Here is an 18,350-nt window from a genome sequence, read left to right as displayed (position 1 = left end):
GCAATCGCCGCCGGCTTCGCTACGAAAACGGCATGATCGAAACGAATTTCTGGCTGTTCCTGGCCGCAGCTCTCCTCATTGCCGCCGTTCCCGGCCCTGGCATTTTTTACGTCGCGGCGCGAACCTTGTCGGAGGGGCGTGGCAGCGGCTTCGCCTCGACCGCGGGCACGGCGCTGGGCGGACTGGTTCATGTGGTCGCGGGCAGCCTCGGCATCTCCGCCATCATCCTGGCCAGCGCGGAGCTGTTTGCCGCCGTGAAATTCGTCGGCGCGCTCTATCTGGTCTGGCTCGGCATCAAGACGTTTCGCAGCGCCGGCAACAACCTGTCGCTCGGGAGCGAGCCGATCGGCGACAAGCGCGCGTTTCGCGACGGCGTGCTGGTCGAAGCGCTCAATCCGAAGACCGCGGCATTCTTCCTCGCCTTCATTCCACAGTTTCTCGATCCGTCGGACTCGAACCCGACGCTGCAATTCATCCTGCTCGGTGCGATCTCCGTGGCCCTGAACACGCTCGCCGATGTCGTGGTGGTGCTGATGGCATCCGCGACGCGCGCGCAGCTGACCGGACGGCCGCTTCTGATGCGTCGCCTCACGCAGGGCTCCGGCGTCTTCATCGCGGGCCTCGGCCTCTCGCTCGCCCTGGCGCGGCGGCCGGCCAATGGCTAGCGCCCCGCAAAGCCGCTTCTATGAATCGCACGGCCTGCGGCTGCACTACGCCGACTGGGGCAACGAGGGCGCACCGGTCGCCATCCTGGTGCACGGCGGCCGCGATCATTGCCGCAGCTGGGATCACATCGCGCGCTCGCTGCAACCGCATTTTCACGTCGTCGCGCCCGACCTGCGTGGTCACGGCGATTCTGACTGGACGAGAGGCGGCAGCTACGCGCTGACAGAATACGTGTACGATCTCGCGCAGCTGGTTCGCACCTTAGCCACGTCTCAGGTCACCCTGATCGGCCATTCGATGGGGGGCATGGTGAGCCTGATCTTTTCGGGCGCATTCCCCGAACAGGTCACGAGGCTCGTCGTCCTCGACGGCGTGACCATGTTGCCGGACACACCGAAGCCGCCGGCGCATGAGCGCATCGGCAGATGGGTCGGCCAGCTCGACAAGCTCCACGACCGCACCCCGCGCCGCTATCCGAGCCTCGAGGACGCCGCCGCGCAGATGGTGCTTCACAACAAGCGCCTGTCACGGGACCTCGCGCTGCATCTCGCCAGGCATGGCACGCGGCAGAACGAGGACGGCAGCTACAGCTGGAAATTCGATCCCTATCAGCGCGCCTCCGCGCCACATCGGCTCTGGCCCGACGATCACATCGAGCTGTGGTCGCGGATCACGTGCCCGACGCTGCTGCTCAATGCCGGCGAAAGCTTTCTAGCGGGCGCTCGCTCCGCCGGCCTGGAGCGATACTTCCAGAACGCGCGCGTTAAGACTATTGCCGGGGCGGGACACTGGCTGCAGCACGACAAGCCGCAGGAGGTGTTGGGTGAGATCCGGCGGTTTCTCGAGCTCAACGAGGACGAAGGCTAGCTCAACGTGCCCGCATGCACCCACCAGCCGGGGTGATCGCGCCGGATCGTTTCGGCCGCGGCATGTGCCTCCTCAGATGCGCCGTAGATCGCAAAGCACGTCGCGCCCGAGCCGGACATGCGGGCGAGCTTGACGCCGGCGGAATCGCGCAAGGCGTCCAGCACCTCGCCGATCACAGGCTCGATCCGCAGCGCGGGTGCTTCGAGATCGTTGGCGACCGTGTCGAGAACCTCGACCCAATCGGAAATCGAGCCGCCTTCGCCGGGCCAGGCCGGTGCGCGGATGACGTCGGTGACGCCGACCAGGAGCTCGCCGTTGCGCAGGCCCAGCGCCTGGAACACGTCCTTGGTGGCGACAGGCACACGCGGATTGACCATGACGCAAGGCATGCTCGGCAGCGCGAGCGGCAGCAGCTGCTCGCCGACGCCGGTCATGTCGCAGGCGCGCGAGAGGAGGCACACCGGCACGTCGGCGCCGGTTGCCAGCGCGACCTTCTGAATGCGGGGATCATCGAGCGACAGATCGTTGAGACGCGCCAGGAGCCGCAGCGCGGCCGCGGCATCCGCCGAGCCGCCGCCGATGCCGGCTGCAACGGGGAGCACCTTGTCGAGCGCGAAGGCGCCCAGCTGCAGGCCAGGGATCGCCTCGGCAAGGAGCTTGGCGGCCTTGAGCACGAGATTGTCGGCTGTGTCGCCGCAGGCGGCAGCCAGCGGCCCAGTCGTGGTGAGCTTCAGCTCCCCGCCCGGCTCCAAGGTGAGCCGGTCGGCGCAGTCGGCAAACGCGACCACGCTTTCGAGATCATGATAACCATCGGCACGACGGCCGACGACGCGAAGGCTCAAATTGACCTTCGCCCGTCCCTCTTCAATCAACGCCGACATTGGCGATCAGCCCCCAAGACTCACTTGTTTGCGCATATCTGATCGGAAAACCGCTCCACACTTTTCCGATCATGCGCCTAGCTTAGCCGCCCCTGCCGTCGTCCTTCTTCTTTTCGGCCTGCGCCGCAGAAGAGTTCGAATTGTCGTCGGGAAGGCCGTTGGCGATCTTGGCCTCGATCTTCGGCAGCTCTTCCGGCTCGGGCTTGAGATCGCGCGCATGCGACCACTGGAATTTTGCCTCCAGCGTGCGGCCGACGCGCCAATAGGCGTCGCCGAGGTGGTCGTTGATCGTCGGATCCTCGGGCTTGAGATCGATCGCGCGTTCGAGGTTCTTCACTGCCTCCTCGAAATTGCCGATGCGGTAATAGGCCCAGCCGAGGGAATCGACGATGTAGCCGTCGTCGGGACGCTGCTCGACGGCCCGCTTGATCATCTTCATGCCTTCGTCGAGATTCACGCCCTGGTCGATCCAGGAATAGCCGAGATAGTTGAGGACGTGCGGCTGATCGGGCTGCAGCTCCAGCGCCTTCTTCATGTCGGCCTCGGCCTTGGCCCATTGCTTGGAGCGCTCCTGGCAGATGCCGCGATAATAGTACCAGACGCTGTTGGCCTTGTCGTTGCCGGGCGGCAGCACCTCGATGCCTCGTGAATAGGTCGCGCCGCAATCGCCGAACCGCTTGCGGCCGCGCTCGATGTTGCCGAGCGCCATGATGGCTTCGAGGTCCTTGGGATCCTCCGAGGTGACGCCCTTGAGGATCTTGATCGCCTCGTCGGTGCGGTCGGCGGAATCGAGATCGATGGCGAGCTGAATCTGCGCGTTGCGCTTGAGCGGCGAGTTGGCGGGCACGCGCTCGTAGACCTTGATCGCCATCTTCGGCCGCTTGACTGATTCGTAGAGATCGGCGAGCGACAGCAGTGCCAGCGGATGCGTCGGCTGCAGGTACAGCGAGAGCTGGAGATAGACCAGCGCCAGATCCTCGCCACCGCGGCGGGTCAGCGTCGCGCCGATGCCGTAGAGCGCTTCGGCGGCGCCGGCCTGCGCGGAATCGACCAGCGGCGGCATCTTCTTGCCGGCCTTGGTCTCGCGCAGGCCTTCCTGGATCAGCGGATGGCGCGCGAGCTTCTTGTCGAAGGCCTGATAGATGTTGGTAGCCGCGGCGGAATCCTTGTTGCGCGACAGCCAGCGCGCATAGGCCTCGGTCACGCGCAGCATGGAATCGTCGAGCTTGTAGGCGCGCTCGAAGCGCGTGCCGGCGTCCTTCTCCTTGCCGGAGAGCTCCAGGATCATGCCGGTGTGGAGATCCTTGAACAGCGGATACCATTCCGGACCTGTCAGCTTGTCGATGGTGGCGACACCACCCTTGGCATCGCCCGCACCATAGGCGGCCCAGCCCGACAGCAGCGTGGCGACGAGATCGGTGATCGGACCACGGATCGACTGGTTGATGTTGGTCTGCGCCGCGACGTACTTCTTCAGCTTGAGATCGTGCACGCCGACGACGAGACGGGCGACGCGGTTGGTCTTGTCGATGGTGAGGATGCGCTCGGCAAGCTTGACCGCCTCCTCGATGTCGCCGTCGGCGACCGACGAGATGAAGGCACGGTCGAGCAGCTCGTTGTTCTTGGGATCGGTGCGGAGCGCCGAACGGTAGAATGCGGCGGCCGAGGTCGCGTCGCGCTCAACGCTAGCATGGCGGGCGGCGAGATAGCTGCCGGCGCCGGTGAGCGACTTCAGATCGTTTCGCGTCGGAAATTGCGCCGCCGTGTTTTCCGGATGATCCGGCGTCTGCGCCAGGACCGCGCCGGGGACCGTCGCGATCGCGGTGCCCATGAGGGCGATGGCGGCAGCAGTCCAGCGGTTGAAACGATTTGAAAACATCAGGGCTCGCCTTGAGTTGGGTGGTGCCTGGGTTTGCAGCAGAAGACCGTATCGCAAGCGAACGCGGCCGGTGACATCCGGGCCCGGAACCGTCAGGCCGACAATGCCGCTTTTGGCGCTTCGCCGCAAGGATTCGGACCCGGGAAGATCCCCTCCGCACGCCCAAACCGGCCCATTGAAACCGCGCCAGCGCCCCAAGACGCCGCCACTATGGCCTTATCGTGGCCGCGGCGGGTCGCCGCAGCCCCGTCCTCACGGGAACGTGCGCCTGGTCACCTGCGATGTCCTCACATCGCCTCGTAGTTCGGGCCGCCGCCGCCCTCCGGGGGAACCCAGGTGATGTTGCCGTTGGGATCCTTCACGTCACAGGTCTTGCAGTGAACGCAGTTCTGGGCGTTGATCTGGAAGCGCGGGCCGGAGCCCTCCTCGATCCATTCATAGACGCCAGCCGGGCAATAGCGGTTCGAGGGGCCGGCATAGACGTCGTGCTCGGACGTCTTCTGGAGGTTCATGTCCGTGACCTTCAGATGGATCGGCTGGTCCTCCTCGTGATTGGTGTTGGACAAAAACACCGAGGACAGCTTGTCGAACGTGATCTTGCCGTCGGGCTTCGGGTAGTTCCTGGGCGCGTGGCTCTTGGCCGAATCGAGCGTGGCGCGGTCGGGCTTGACGTGCGACTGCGTGCCAAACAGTGAGGCGCCGAACAGCGTATTGCACCACATGTCGAAGCCGCCCAGCGCGACGCCGAGCACGGTGCCGAACTTCGACCACAATGGCTTGACGTTGCGGACCAGGAACAGGTCCTTGCCGACCGATGAGGAACGCCAGGCGTTCTCGTATTCGACGAGCTCGTCATTGGCGCGGTCGGCGGCGAGCGCGGCCGCAACATGTTCGGCAGCCAGCATGCCGGTGCCCATCGCATTGTGCACGCCCTTGATGCGCGGCACGTTGACGAAGCCGGCCGCGCAGCCGATCAGCGCGCCGCCGGGGAAGCTCAGCTTCGGCACCGACTGATAGCCACCCTCGGTGATCGCGCGCGCGCCGTAGGCGAGCCGCTTGGCGCCTTCGAAGGTGCCGCGGATCGAGGGATGGGTCTTGAAGCGCTGGAATTCGTCGAATGGGGACAGATAGGGATCGTCGTAGTTCAGATGCACGACGAAGCCGACGGCGACGAGATTGTCGTCGTAGTGATAAAGGAACGAGCCGCCACCGGTCTTGAGGTCAAGCGGCCAGCCGAATGAATGCTGGATCAAGCCCTTCTGGTGCTTGGCGGGATCGATCTGCCAGACCTCCTTGAGGCCGATGCCGAACTTCGGCGGCTCGCTCTTGGCGTCGAGCGCGAACTTGTTGATGAGCTGCTTGGTCAGGCTGCCGCGGGCGCCTTCGGCGAACAGCGTGTACTTGCCGAGCAATTCCATGCCGCGGGTGAAGGAATCCTTCGGCTTGCCGTCGCGGCCGATGCCCATGTCGCCGGTGGCGATGCCCTTGACCTTGCCCTCCTCGTCATAGAGCACCTCGGCCGCCGCAAAGCCCGGATAGATCTCGACGCCAAGCGCCTCGGCCGTGCGCGCCAGCCAGCGGCAGACATTGCCGAGCGAGCCGATGTAGCAGTGATGATTGTTCATCAGCGGCGGCATCATGAAATTCGGCAGCTTGATCGCGCCGCCGCCGGTCATCCAGTAGAAGCGGTCGTCCTTGACCTGCGTCTTCAGCGGGCAGTCGGCATCCTCGCGCCAGTCCGGGATCAGCTTGTCGAGGCCCGCGGGATCGATCACGGCGCCCGAGAGGATGTGCGCACCAACCTCGGAGCCCTTCTCCACCACGACGACGTTGAGCTCGGCGTTGAGCTGCTTGAGCCGGATCGCGGCCGACAGACCCGACGGGCCGGCGCCGACGATGACGACGTCGAATTCCATGGATTCGCGCGGGGGAAGTTCTTCGGTGCTCATCTGATCTCAGCCCTTGAGACGGTCCTTGGTCGTTTGCGCCCTCTTGTTTCCGATTTTTCCGGGTAGGACAACCTCGGAATCGCGTTCCGCCGGGATGCAAGGCCGCCCAAACGGGACCACCCCCGGTTCTGGTACGCCAGAACCGGGGAGGTCCCGATCATTTCTTAACGCGTTTTCTTCACGCGAACCGGTGTCCACCTCGCTTGAAAACGCTATGCTATAAAGGTCAGACTTTCCCATGATCCCCGAACCCGCACCCACCGTCCGAGAGCTGCTCGCCTTCTATCTGGAGGCCGGTGTCGACTGCGCGCTCGCGGAGGAACCGATAGACCGCCTGGCGGAAATCGATGCGCCGCCACCCAGCCCGCGCGCGGCCCCGCCAGCCGAAGCGCCGCGGCCGGTCGCCGCGCCCGCGGTCATGCGCGGCGAAGCCGCGCCTGCACCGGACGTCGCCATCGCCTCGGCACGCGAGGCTGCACGCACCGCGCCGACCCTGGAGGCGCTGCGCGAGCTGATGCAGAATTTCGAGGGCTGCGCGTTGAAGCACACCGCGACGCGGCTGGTGTTTGCCGATGGCAACCCGCAGGCGCGCATCATGTTCGTCGGCGAGGCGCCGGGCCGCGACGAGGACATCGAGGGACTGCCTTTCGTCGGGCGCAGCGGCAAGCTGCTCGATCTGATGTTAGGGGCCATCGGCCTCAACCGCACCACCGCCTACATCGCCAACGTCATTCCCTGGCGGCCGCCCGGCAACCGCACGCCGACGCCGCAGGAGACGCAAATCTGCCTGCCCTTCATCCAGCGCCAGATCGAGCTGGTGAACCCCGACGTGCTGGTGACGCTCGGCAATCCTTCGACGCAGACGCTGCTGTCGACGCGCGAAGGCATCATGCGCACGCGCGGGCGCTGGTTCGACTACGACACCGGCCAGCGCGTGATCCGCGCGCTGCCGACGTTTCACCCGGCCTATCTCTTGCGCTCGCCGGCCTACAAGCGGCTGGCCTGGCAGGATCTGCGGGCGATTGCGAAGGCGCTGGCGCAGGGCGCCGTGTAACGACGCCCACGCCGTCATTCCGGGGCTCGCGAAGCGAGAGCCCGGAATCCATCGAGCGGCAGAGTTGGTGGATGAATGGATTCCGGGCTCGCGGCTTCGCCGCGCCCCGGAATGACACCGACCTACGTCCCCTTCGGCCGCACGATGGCCCAGCCGATGCGCAACAGCTGCTGGCGGCCGGTCACCAGCCATTCGAAGGCGCGCGGGACTTCCGGCACGATGCCGGGAAAGCGCTTGAGGATCTCCGGCGGCGGCGTGCCCGCGGTATCGGAGGCGCGCCAGACCACGACGCCGCCGGTCTCGCTGAACTTGGTCTGGCTCATCCACGGCGTCCGCGCGGGGGCGGCGTCGATGAACAAATGCGGCCGGCCGGAATGCAGCGCGATCAGGCTAGCGAGCTGGGTCTCGCCGGCGACGGCGCGCAGGCGATGGTTGGTGCGGCGGGCGAAGCTCTCGTCGAAGAAGTCCGAGATCGCGCGCGCCGGCATCGAGGTCGCAATTTCGCTAGTGCCCGTCCAGGGCAGGAACAGGACGGCAAGCACCACGCCGGCGGCGGGCGCGGCAACGGCGGCGGCCCAGACCATGCGGAGCATGCGCGCGCGGCGCATCGCGATGAGATCGCCGGCCGCGACGACCACGGCAAGCCCCGACATGATCAACACGACGCCGGGGCCGCCGAGGACGGAATCGAGCCCCAGCAGGCCGGAGATCAGCACTGCGCCGAGCGGCAGAGCGAACGCGAAGAAATAGACGAAGTTGCGCGCGAGCGGCTCGACCGGCGGGCGGTAGATGATCGGTGGCTCCTCGCCCTTGCCGGCGAACATTCCGGTGTTGAGAAAGGTCAGCGCCGGGATCGCCGCCGCCCCGAGCACGAGGCCGCCGAGCAGCCAGACCGCATGCAGCGCGCGGTCGTTGAGCTCGGCGACTGGCGGCAAGGCCGGCAGCGCCAGCGTCTCGGCCCGCATCAGAAAGACCGCATAGGGCAGCGCCAGCACGGCGACGACGATTAGCGCGAACAGCGGATCGAGCCCGCGCAGCGTCCGGCGGCCGCCGGCGGTCGTAACCGCGAAGACGACGATCAGCAGCAGCAGGAAGATCGCGGCGGGCGTCGTCAGCAGCAGGAGGCCGGCTTCGATCGACCAGGCGAACCAGGCATTACCGCGGCGCTGGCCGATGATCTGCCAGGAGTGCAGCAGCAAGAGCGCCCAGAGCGGCCGTGCCAGGATCAGCGGACCGAAGTCCAGCGCGGACGAGGAGAAGGCCAGCACCGTCATGGTCAGGAGCACGGCGAGCACCGCCTGCTGCGAGCCGACCACGGCACGGGAAAGATGATAGAGCGCGACGAAGGTCGCGATCTCGCAGAGCTGGGCGAGCACATAGACGCCGAGCATGTGGCCGCCGGCGGCGCGATAGGCGATGTCGGCGAGCCAGATGGCAAGCGGCGGGCCGAGATCGGTGCCGACCTGGTATTCCCTGCCGAAGGCCAGAAGGGTCGCGAGAGTGCCGGGCGGGCTGCGGTAGAACACCAGCGCCACGAACAGCCACATCGCGGCCTGCAGCAGCACCGCAATCCAAACGATCAGCCGCGGCCGGGCGCGAATGAGCTCGATGACCAGGGAGGTAAACCGCATGCAACGTCCGAAGGTGCAGCCAACCCGTCCAGCCGGCCCTATTCGCTCACGTCTGTTTTGATAAAGGGCGTCACGGGTTGTGGCAACCGCCGCAGTTCGTCATGCCCGGGCTTGTCCCGCCTGCGCGGCCGAAGCCGCTTCGGCGCGGCGAAGGCGCGGGCATCCACGTTCTTCGTGCCGCTGGTAAGACGTGGGTGGCCGGGTCAAGCCCGGCCATAACGGATGGGAAAGCTGTAGGAGGATCGCTAGAGATTTACGGAAGCGTCGATCTCGACGCTCGCCTCCACCTGCACCTCGACCTCGGTCACCGAGAACAGGTCGTGCACCGGCTCGACGGTCCAGGGCATGTGCTTGGCGCGGGCGGCGGCGACGGGAGCGAAGAAGCTGCGGTGGTGGATGGAAGGGCCGAGGCGATCAAGCGCGTCGAGATGCTCGGGGACGGCATAGCCCTTGTGCTGCTCGAAGCCGTAGCCCGGGCAGTCCTGCGCCAGCGCGCACATCAGCCGGTCCCGGGTGACCTTGGCGACGATGGAGGCCGCGGCGATCGACAGCACGATACCGTCGCCGCCGATCACGGCCTCGCAGTCGCATGCGGTGTCGAGCCGGTCGCGGCCGTCGACGAAGACGTGCCTGGGCGCCTCAGGCAGGGCCACCACGGCGCGCTTCAGCGCCCACAGCGAGGCGCGCAGGATGTTGTCGCGGTCGATTCGCGCCGGCGAGGCGACGGCGACCGAGACCTGCGCGGTGGCGCAGATCTTGTCGAACAGCTTTTCGCGCTCCTCGGCGGTCAGGCGCTTGGAATCGTCGATGCCGCGGGGAATCCGGTCGGGATCGAGAATCACCGCGGCGGCCACCACGGGGCCTGCGAGCGGGCCGCGGCCAGCCTCGTCGCAGCCCGCGACCGGCCAGACGCCGCGCTTGATCAGCGCGCGCTCGCGGCGGAAGCTGGGGGCAGCAACGGCGATGATGCCCTTCTTGCCGGCAGGAACCTTCGCAGCATCGGCCGCAGATACCTTTGCCGCCTTGGCGGGCACAGCCTTCGGCGCGGCCTTTTTCTTCGGCGCGGCTTTGGCTGGGGTCTTGGCGGAGGGGTCCCGAATCATGGCCGGGATCGTGCGCCAGGGGGCTTCGCCAGCGCAACCGGGAACCCAGGATATTCCCGTTATTCAGGCCGCCCGCCCTACTCCGCCAGATGCACCCGCCGGTCCTCGCCCACCTCGATGCCGGGTGCGACCACGACTTCCCAGACATGTGCATCGGGATCGGCAAAATAGCCGCAATAGCCGCCGTAATCGGTCGCGTGCGCCGCCTCCAGCAAGGTGGCCCCCTTCTCCACGGCGAAGGCCAGCACCTCGTCGACCTCCTTGCGGGTCGCGCAATTCCAGGCGAGCGTCATGCCGCGAAAGGTCGTGGGCCTCGGCTGGTCCTCCAAGGACGCGTCTGCGGCGAGCCGATCCCAGTGATAAAGCGCGAGCACCGGACCGCCGGTGTCGTAGAACGCAACCGCCTCGCCGGTCTCCTTCAGCCGGCGCGAGAAACCGAGCGCGTCGTAGAAGGCGATGCTGGCGCGGATGTCGTTCACACCGAGCGTGATGACGGTCAGCCGCGGCACCGGCACGGTGAGTTCCTTGAGCATGCGACACCTCTTGCACGTGTCCGCTCAAAACAGGCTGAGCTGATCACCGTTCCGCTTCGGCCGCGCAAAGTGATCAATGGTCAGCTTGGAGCGCCGCTTGTTGAGGCCGAGCCTCTCGCAGGCGATCTCGAAGCGGCGGCCGATGGTCCAGGCCATCGGTCCGGTGCCCTTCATCCGCTCGCCCCATTTGGCGTCGTAGTCGCGCCCGCCCCGCATGTCGCGGATCAGGGTGAAGACGTGACGATAGCGGTCCGGATAGTTCGCCATCAGCCATTCGCGGAAGAGATCGCGCACCTCCAGTGGCAGCCGCAGCAGCACATAGGCAGCCTCCTTGACCCCGGCATGGGCGGCGGCGTCGAGGATGCGCTCGATCTCGGAATCGTTCAGCGCAGGGATCACGGGCGCGACCATCACCGTAGTGGGAATGCCGGCGTCCGAGAGCTGCTTCAGCGCCTCCAGCCGTTTCGGCGGCGTCGAGGCCCGCGGCTCCATCGTGCGCGCCAGCTTCGGATCGAGCGAGGTGACCGAGATCGCGACCTTGGCGAGGTTGCGCTTGGCCATCCGCTGGAGAATGTCGATGTCGCGCAGCACCAGCGCCGACTTGGTGACGATGCCGACGGGATGCCCTGCGCGCTCCAGCACTTCCAAAATGCCGCGCATGATTTTGCGCTCGCGCTCGATCGGCTGGTAGGGATCGGTGTTGGTGCCGATCGCGATCATCCGCGGCTCGTAGCCGGGAGCCGCAAGCTCCTTCTCGAGCAGCGAAGGCGCCTCGGGCTTCACGAACAGTTTTGACTCGAAGTCGAGCCCCGGCGACAGGCCGAGATAGGCGTGGGTCGGCCGCGCGAAGCAATAGACGCAGCCATGCTCGCAGCCGCGATAGGGATTGATCGAGCGGTCGAAACCGATGTCGGGGGAATCGTTGCGGGTGATCACCTTGCGTGAGGTGTCGATGGCGACACTCGTCTTGAACGGCGGCAGCTCGTCGAGGCTCTGCCAGCCGTCGTCGAAAGCGACGCGCGCCTCGGCCTCGTAACGGCCGCTGGCGTTGGACTGCGCGCCCCGCCCTCGCCGTCGCGCGCGGTCGATGGCGACGCCAAGCTCGGGGAAATCTGAAGGCGCACCCGCCGGCTCGGAGGGCGCCGTGACCGGCGGGTGCTTGAGAGCATGAGAGGATGCTGGACTCATGCAGCCAAGATAGCACGACATAGGAACAAATCAAGAACACAAACCAAAAACGTGAAAACAACCCCATGCACAGTAGAGCTGCCCAAACTTCGCGCGCCTGCCTTTGACCTCACGCAACACGGCCGTCACGACCATCCCGTTTCATGCCCGACGGATCGATCGCCCCGGAACCGGGTTGGTGACGATCGCGAAGTGAAGGTCGGCAGGAACATGACAATCCAACAAAAAACGGCCGAAGCGAGCAGCGACCTCGATCTGCTCGATCGCTATTGGCGCGCCGCCAACTACCTCTCGGTCGGGCAAATCTACCTGCTCGACAATCCGCTGCTGCGCGAGCCGCTGCGGCCCGAGCACATCAAGCCGCGTCTGCTCGGACATTGGGGCACGACGCCGGGGCTGAACTTCATCTATGCCCATCTCAACCGCGTCATCCGGGCGCTCGATGTCAGCGTGATCTATGTCTGCGGTCCCGGCCATGGCGGCCCGGGCATGGTCGCCAACACTTATCTCGAAGGCAGCTACAGCGAGATCTATCCCGATATTGCGCGCGACGCGGACGGATTGCGCAAGCTGTTTCGGCAGTTCTCCTTCCCCGGCGGCATCCCGAGCCACGCGGCGCCGGAAACACCGGGCTCGATCCACGAGGGTGGCGAGCTCGGCTATGCGCTGGTGCACGCCTATGGCGCCGCATTCGACAACCCGGATTTGATTGTCGCCTGCGTGGTCGGCGACGGCGAGGCCGAGACCGGCCCGCTCGCTGCGTCCTGGCACTCCAACAAGTTCCTGAACCCTGCCCATGACGGGGCGGTGCTGCCGATCCTGCATCTCAACGGCTACAAGATCGCGGGCCCCACCGTGCTTGGGCGGATGCAGGACGCGGAGATCCGCGACCTCTTGCGCGGGTTCGGCCACGAGCCGCTGTTCGTCACGGGCGACGATCCCAAATTGATGCACCAGGCCATGGCCGATGCGCTGGACGTCGCATTCGCCAGCATCCGCTCGATCCAGCAGCATGCCCGCGACGGCCGCACAAGCGTCGAGCGGCCGCGCTGGCCGATGATCGTGCTGCGCAGCCCGAAGGGCTGGACCGGCCCGAAGGAGGTCGACGGCAAGAAGGTGGAGGGCTTCTGGCGCGCGCATCAGGTGCCAGTCGCAGGCTGCCGCGAGAACCCGGAGCATCTCAAGGTGCTCGAAGACTGGATGCGCAGTTACGAGCCGGAAAAGCTGTTCGATGGCAACGGCGCGCTCGTTGCCGAGCTTCAGGCGCTTGCGCCCGAAGGCGTCAGGCGCATGGGCGCCAATCCGCATGCCAATGGCGGCGTGCTGAAGAAGGAGCTGAAGCTGCCCGACTTCCGCAGCTTCGCGATCGAGGTGACGCAGCCCGGCGAAGTCGTTGCGGAAGCGACGCGCGAGCTCGGCAAATTCCTGCGCGATGTCATCCGCCTCAACGCGAAGGAGCGCAACTTCCGCATCATGGGCCCGGACGAGACGGCATCGAACCGGCTCGACGCCGTGTTCGAAGCCACCGAACGCGTCTGGATGGAGCCCACCGAGCCTTACGACGTGCACCTCGCCCAGGACGGCCGCGTCATGGAGGTGCTGAGCGAGCATCTCTGCCAGGGCTGGCTGGAGGGCTATCTGCTCACCGGACGGCACGGCTTCTTCTCCTGCTACGAGGCCTTCATCCACATCGTGGATTCCATGTTCAACCAACACGCCAAATGGCTGAAGGTGACGCGGGAGCTGCCGTGGCGGCGTCCGATCGCCTCGCTCAATTATCTGCTGACCTCGCATGTCTGGCGCCAGGACCATAACGGCTTCAGCCATCAGGACCCCGGTTTCGTCGATCTCGTCGCCAACAAGAAGGCCGACATCGTCCGCATCTACTTCCCGCCGGACGCCAATACGCTGCTGTGGATCGCCGACCACTGCCTGCGCACCTATAACCGCATCAACGTAATCGTCGCCGGCAAGCAGCCGGCGCCGCAATGGCTGTCGATGCAGGACGCGGCGACGCATTGCGATGCCGGCATCGGCATCTGGACCTGGGCGGGCACGGAGGACGGAAAGGGCGAGCCCGACGTCGTCATGGCCTGCGCCGGCGACGTGCCGACGCTGGAGACGCTCGCTGCCGTCGACCTCCTACGCAAGGCGCTGCCGGACTTGAAGATCCGCGTCGTCAACGTCGTCGACCTCATGACGCTGCAGCCGAGGGAGCAGCATCCGCACGGCCTGTCCGACCGCGACTTCGACAGCCTGTTCACGCGCGACAAGCCTGTGATCTTTGCCTATCACGGCTATCCCTATCTCATTCACCGGCTGACCTATAATCGCACCAACCATGCCGGCATGCATGTGCGCGGCTTTGCCGAGGAGGGCACCACGACGACGCCCTTCGACATGGTCGTGCTCAACGAACTCGACCGCTACCACCTCGCGATCGAGGCGATCGAACGGGTGCCGGGACTGGCGACCAAGGCCGCTCAGGTGAAGCAGCAATTCCGCGACAGACTGATCGAACACTCCCGTTATGTCCGCGAGCACGGTGAAGACATGCCTGAGATTCGTGACTGGGTCTGGCAAAACAGCGCCGGCGGCAACACGCCGGCCGAGGCCGGCGATTAGCGATGTCGGACACGGTCCTCGTCCTCAACGCGGGATCGTCGACCATCAAGTTCGGCCTGTTCGATGTCGCGGCGGCCGAGCCTGCCCTGCTCTGCAAGGGCCTGCTCGACGAGCACGAGGCCAAACCCCGGCTGGTGGTGAAGGGCCCCACGGGCGAAGACCTGTTCGAGACAAGCAATCAGGCGCCTGACGGAGCCCGCGGCCATCTGTTCGCGGACGTGCTCACCTTCATCGAGGACCGGTTCGGTGGACGCAGCCTGCGGGCCATCGGCCATCGCATCGTCCACGGCGGGCCGGATTATTCAGGCCCGGAGGTCCTGACAGACGACATCATTGCGAAACTGGAGGCCTTGACGCCGCTGGCGCCGCTGCACCAGCCGCGCTGCCTCGCGCCGGTGCGCACGCTCGCGGCGATCCGGCCCGAGCTGACGCAGATCGCGTGTTTCGACACCGCCTTCCACCACGGCCTCGCGCCGCCGGCGAGCCGCTTCGCCATTCCCCGGCGATTCGAGGCGCGTGGCGTCAGGCGCTACGGCTTTCACGGCCTCTCGTTCGAATATGTCGCGGGACGCCTGGCCGAGATCGCGCCGGAGCTCGTGGCCAAGCGCACTGTCATCGCGCATCTCGGCAATGGCGCCAGCCTCTGCGCCCTGCGCGATGGCCACAGCATCGACACCACGATGGGGCTGACGCCGCTCGACGGCCTCGTGATGGGCACGCGCTGCGGTGCGATCGATCCGGGCGTGCTGCTCTATCTGCAACAGCACGAGAACATGTCGGTCGAGAATGTCCAGCACCTGCTCTATCACGAGTCAGGCCTGTTCGGCGTCTCAGGGATATCCGCCGACATGCGCACGCTGCTGGCGAGCCGCGAGGCCGCGGCGCGTGAGGCCGTCGACCTCTTCACGTTCCGTGCGGCGCAGCAGGTCGCGATGATGGCGACCACGCTCGGCGGCCTGGACTGCCTGATCTTCACCGGTGGCATCGGCGAGCACGCCAAGGAGATCCGCGGCGCGATCGGCGAGCGTCTCGCCTGGATGGGCGTGCGCATCGACGCCGCACGCAACGATGCCGCGCGCGAGCGCATCAACGGCAACGACAGCATGGTCGAGGTCTTCGTCATCCCCACCAACGAAGAGATGATGATCGCGCGCCATTGCGCGGCTCTGATCTAGGGCGTTATCCCGTTGCGAAAACACCCTCTCCGCAAGCGGGAGAGGGAGTGCACTCACGTTATAGCAATCAAACCTGATCTCATCATGCTTAGTGACCGCGGCCGGTCAGGAGCTGAAAAGTCCCCATCGCGACTTCGATCAGGATCAGCACCACGACGGCGATCTCCAGGCGGAGCGAGCGCTGGGTGTCGATGATATCGGTCAGCGCGTTGGCGGTCTCCGACACCGCGGCAAGCTTGCGCTCGAGCGTGTCGAGGCGCTCCTTCAGTTCGTATTCGTCCTCCAGGCGCGAATAGAGCCGGTCGAGCTCGGGCTTCTCCCAGAGCACGTCGGGCTTCTCGGCGACCGCGACGCGGCCGGCGACCCGCTGCTGCACCAGCAGCGCGTTGCCGATCAATTGCAGGATGCCCTTGCGCCGTTGCGGCGTGCGACCGCGCTCGGCGAGCTCCCGTGCAAACGGCTCGATCACGTCGAACACCGCGGCGACGCGGCGCTCATCGCGCGCCAGCGACGTGCTTTTGGCGAGTGCGTCCGCAACCAGCAGCAGCCGGTCGTCGGAGAACTTTGCGAGGCAGATCGGCCCGCCCGGCTGGATCGTCTCGCCGGCTTCCTCGTTACAGAGCTGCGCCTGCGCGATCTCCTCCTCGTAGGGGCTGAACTCTCCGGTCACGCGCGATCTCAGGTTGTCGACGAGGACCTTCTCCTCCGACGGCAACAGCCCGATCAGCACGACGACGCCGTAGCGAAAGATCACGGCAAGGCCGGCATGAACGCGGAAGGCGGCCGGCGTCGAGGACACCAGCGTGCCGATCTCGAGGCCAGACGCGTTGATGCGGTCGCCCAGCATCAGCGCCCGGATCCGCAAGGTCGGCGCGGCCTCCTGCTTCGGCGATGTTGGCGCGGTGCCAACGGCGAGGTGATCGGCGTTCATGCAAGGTCTCTCCCGGGCAGCGAAACGTCGCCACGAAGCATTCGGGGTTAATACCGTCAGGATCGGCTTGTGCCGAAACATTCGGCAATATTACCAGCCGCGCCTGGCACATCTGGTCGCGATGAACTCGCGGCAGTTTACCATCGCACGCCGAAGCCCCTTCCGAAAGTTGCACTCGGCAGCGCGACGGGTTTATGACAACATCATGCAACGCTACGCTTCTCCCGAAGTGCGGAAACTGAAGCCTCAATCATGCTGAGCGTCATCATTCCGACCGAAGGTATCGAGCAGACGGCGGTCGCAACCCTGGCCGCGCTGGTGCCCGGCGCCGCAGCCGGCGTGATCCGGGAAGTGCTTCTGGTCGACGGCACGCGCAACGGCGTTATCGAGCGCGTTGCCGACGTCGCGGGCTGCCGTTTCATCGGCTTCGAAGGGCATTCGCAAGGCGCTGCGCTCGCCGCCGGCGCGCTCCAGGCCCGATCGCCCTGGCTGATGTTCCTGCCTGCCGGCGCTGTGCTGGAAACCGGCTGGATCGAGGAAACCACCCAGTTCATCCAGGCCGTCGCCACCAGCGGCCGGGATCGTGCCGCGGTGTTCCGCTATGCCCGTTCGCCCTACGCAAATACCGCAGCGCGCGACGTCCTCTGGGCGGTGGCGCGCAGGCTCGTCGGTCCGCTCGGCGATCAAGGGCTGCTGATCGCGCGCGATCATTACGACCGGATCGGCGGATACCCGCCCCACGTCCGGCATTCCGAGGCGCGGCTGCTCCGGCGGCTCGGCCGGTCGTCCCGGACCATGCTGCGCAGCCGGATTGTCATGGTCGGCTGAAGCGCCGAGATACTTGCCAACGTCAATCAATTAATTGACAATGGCAAATATCGAGGTGATCCCATGCTATCGAAAGCTTTGCCGTCAAGCGCCGCGGCCGAACAGGCTGCCGGCGACCCCGTCGCGGCGGTTCGCGCCTTCAACCGCTTTTACACCCGCAAGCTCGGTGTGCTCGACCAGCACCTCGGCAAGAGTCCGTTCTCGCTCAGCGAGGCGCGGGTGCTCTACGAGCTCGCCCATCGCGACGACCTTGCCGCAAAAGAGATCGGACACGAGCTCGGTCTCGATCCCGGCTATCTCAGCCGCATCGTCCAGAGCTTCGACGAGAAGGGGCTGATCACGCGAAAGCCGCTGCCCGCGGACCGCAGGCAGTACCAGCTCAGCCTGACCGCCAAAGGCCGGCAGGCTTTCGCCAAGCTGAACCTGAACTCGCAAAACGAGGTCGCCGCGATGCTGGCTCAGCTTTCGCCTGGCGATGCGACCCGGCTCACGCAGGCGATGGCCACGATCGAGGCCGTGCTGGAGCAACGCCGAAGCCCGCCCGCCTCTTTCATGCTGCGCAGCCATCGCGTCGGCGACATGGGCTGGGTGATCTCCCGCCAGGGCGCCGCCTATGCTGCGGACTACAATTGGGACATCAGTTACGAGGCGCTGGTCGCCGAGATCTGCGCACAGTTCATCAGGAATTACGACGCCGCGCGCGAGCACTGCTGGATCGCGGAGGTCGGTGGCGAGCCGGTCGGCTCGGTGTTCCTGGTCAAGGCCACGGACGAGATCGCCAAACTCCGCCTGTTGCAGGTTGAGAAGAAAGCACGGGGCCTCGGCGTCGGCCGCGCCCTCGTCGAGCAATGCATCCAGGGCGCGCGCGAGCGCGGCTACGGCAAGATGACGCTGTGGACGCAGAGCATTTTGGTGGCTGCGCGCGGGATTTATCAAAGCGCGGGATTCAAGCTGGTCGCGACGGAGCCGCATCACAGCTTCGGTGCCGACCTGGTCGGCGAGACGTGGGAGCTGGATCTCTGATCTCGCAGCGAGCGAGA

General features: G+C 66.1%; 15 protein-coding genes. 7 read left to right on the top strand and 8 right to left on the bottom strand.

All coding sequences use genetic code 11. The features are described from left to right. Positions 1–32 precede the first annotated feature (32 nt). Together I6F16_RS07420 and I6F16_RS07415 are read left to right on the top strand one after the other, a co-directional pair. Positions 33–665, top strand: a complete 633-nt coding sequence (locus tag I6F16_RS07420) for a LysE family translocator (RefSeq protein ID WP_057026303.1) — start codon at positions 33–35, stop codon at positions 663–665. Beyond that, complete coding sequence (locus I6F16_RS07415) at positions 658–1,533, top strand: alpha/beta hydrolase (protein ID WP_225114534.1); 876 nt, start codon at positions 658–660, stop codon at positions 1,531–1,533. Before I6F16_RS07420 ends, I6F16_RS07415 begins: the two co-directional genes overlap by 8 nt. Here I6F16_RS07415 and I6F16_RS07410 read toward each other — a convergent pair. The 3 genes from I6F16_RS07410 to I6F16_RS07400 all read right to left on the bottom strand — a co-directional run bounded on the left by I6F16_RS07410 (position 1,530) and on the right by I6F16_RS07400 (position 6,242). Next, positions 1,530–2,414 carry a 4-(cytidine 5'-diphospho)-2-C-methyl-D-erythritol kinase gene (locus tag I6F16_RS07410; protein WP_128263060.1) on the bottom strand — a complete coding sequence of 295 codons (885 nt, stop codon included), beginning with the start codon at positions 2,412–2,414 and terminating at the stop codon, positions 1,530–1,532. The two genes, I6F16_RS07415 and I6F16_RS07410, sit on opposite strands and share 4 nt — an antisense overlap. Positions 2,415–2,496: 82 nt before the next feature. Further along, positions 2,497–4,293 carry a tetratricopeptide repeat protein gene (locus tag I6F16_RS07405; RefSeq protein ID WP_036006357.1) on the bottom strand — a complete coding sequence of 599 codons (1,797 nt, stop codon included), beginning with the start codon at positions 4,291–4,293 and terminating at the stop codon, positions 2,497–2,499. A gap of 287 nt (positions 4,294–4,580) precedes the next feature. Continuing rightward, a complete protein-coding gene (locus I6F16_RS07400) occupies positions 4,581–6,242 on the bottom strand; it encodes an electron transfer flavoprotein-ubiquinone oxidoreductase (RefSeq protein ID WP_225173533.1) in 1,662 nt (553 codons plus the stop codon). Positions 6,243–6,480: 238 nt separating this feature from the next. On the opposite strand from I6F16_RS07400, the gene I6F16_RS07395 reads away from it, so the two are divergent. Beyond that, on the top strand, positions 6,481–7,296 hold the full coding sequence (locus tag I6F16_RS07395; protein ID WP_225173532.1) for a uracil-DNA glycosylase: 816 nt from the start codon (positions 6,481–6,483) through the stop codon (positions 7,294–7,296). Positions 7,297–7,418: 122 nt separating this feature from the next. Here the strand turns inward: I6F16_RS07395 and I6F16_RS07390 are convergent, their stop codons facing one another. The 4 genes from I6F16_RS07390 to I6F16_RS07375 all read right to left on the bottom strand — a co-directional run bounded on the left by I6F16_RS07390 (position 7,419) and on the right by I6F16_RS07375 (position 11,751). Continuing rightward, on the bottom strand, positions 7,419–8,927 hold the full coding sequence (locus I6F16_RS07390; protein ID WP_225173531.1) for a glycosyltransferase family 39 protein: 1,509 nt from the start codon (positions 8,925–8,927) through the stop codon (positions 7,419–7,421). Between the two features lie 245 nt (positions 8,928–9,172). After that, complete coding sequence (locus I6F16_RS07385; protein WP_225173530.1) at positions 9,173–10,030, bottom strand: ribonuclease HII; 858 nt, start codon at positions 10,028–10,030, stop codon at positions 9,173–9,175. Between the two features lie 77 nt (positions 10,031–10,107). Continuing rightward, the gene (locus I6F16_RS07380) at positions 10,108–10,563 is read right to left on the bottom strand and encodes a VOC family protein (protein ID WP_225173529.1); all 456 of its coding nucleotides are present in this window, start codon (positions 10,561–10,563) and stop codon (positions 10,108–10,110) included. 24 nt (positions 10,564–10,587) lie between these two features. Beyond that, positions 10,588–11,751, bottom strand: a complete 1,164-nt coding sequence (locus I6F16_RS07375) for a PA0069 family radical SAM protein (RefSeq protein WP_109144977.1) — start codon at positions 11,749–11,751, stop codon at positions 10,588–10,590. A 210-nt stretch (positions 11,752–11,961) separates the two neighbouring features. On the opposite strand from I6F16_RS07375, the gene I6F16_RS07370 reads away from it, so the two are divergent. Together I6F16_RS07370 and I6F16_RS07365 are read left to right on the top strand one after the other, a co-directional pair. Then, on the top strand, positions 11,962–14,376 hold the full coding sequence (locus I6F16_RS07370) for a phosphoketolase family protein (protein ID WP_225173528.1): 2,415 nt from the start codon (positions 11,962–11,964) through the stop codon (positions 14,374–14,376). A 2-nt stretch (positions 14,377–14,378) separates the two neighbouring features. After that, positions 14,379–15,551: an acetate/propionate family kinase gene (locus I6F16_RS07365; protein ID WP_225173527.1), complete on the top strand. Its 1,173-nt coding sequence runs from the start codon at positions 14,379–14,381 to the stop codon at positions 15,549–15,551. Positions 15,552–15,639: 88 nt separating this feature from the next. On the opposite strand, the gene I6F16_RS07360 is transcribed toward I6F16_RS07365, so the two are convergent. Continuing rightward, complete coding sequence (locus I6F16_RS07360) at positions 15,640–16,482, bottom strand: RMD1 family protein (protein ID WP_036024879.1); 843 nt, start codon at positions 16,480–16,482, stop codon at positions 15,640–15,642. Positions 16,483–16,734: 252 nt separating this feature from the next. Here I6F16_RS07360 and I6F16_RS07355 point away from each other — a divergent pair, with 252 nt between their 5' ends. Both I6F16_RS07355 and I6F16_RS07350 read left to right on the top strand, forming a co-directional pair. Further along, positions 16,735–17,310 (top strand): glycosyl transferase, encoded by a 576-nt coding sequence (locus I6F16_RS07355; RefSeq protein ID WP_225173526.1) that lies wholly within the window; start codon positions 16,735–16,737, stop codon positions 17,308–17,310. Between the two features lie 63 nt (positions 17,311–17,373). Beyond that, entirely contained in the window at positions 17,374–18,333 is a 960-nt protein-coding gene (locus I6F16_RS07350; RefSeq protein WP_225173525.1) for a helix-turn-helix domain-containing GNAT family N-acetyltransferase, read from the top strand. The last annotated feature ends 17 nt before the right edge of the window (positions 18,334–18,350 follow it).

The sequence above is a fragment of the Bradyrhizobium sp. IC4060 genome (assembly GCF_020193715.1).
GTDB lineage: Bacteria > Pseudomonadota > Alphaproteobacteria > Rhizobiales > Xanthobacteraceae > Bradyrhizobium > Bradyrhizobium yuanmingense.
This window is presented reverse-complemented; position numbering and strand designations above follow the sequence as displayed.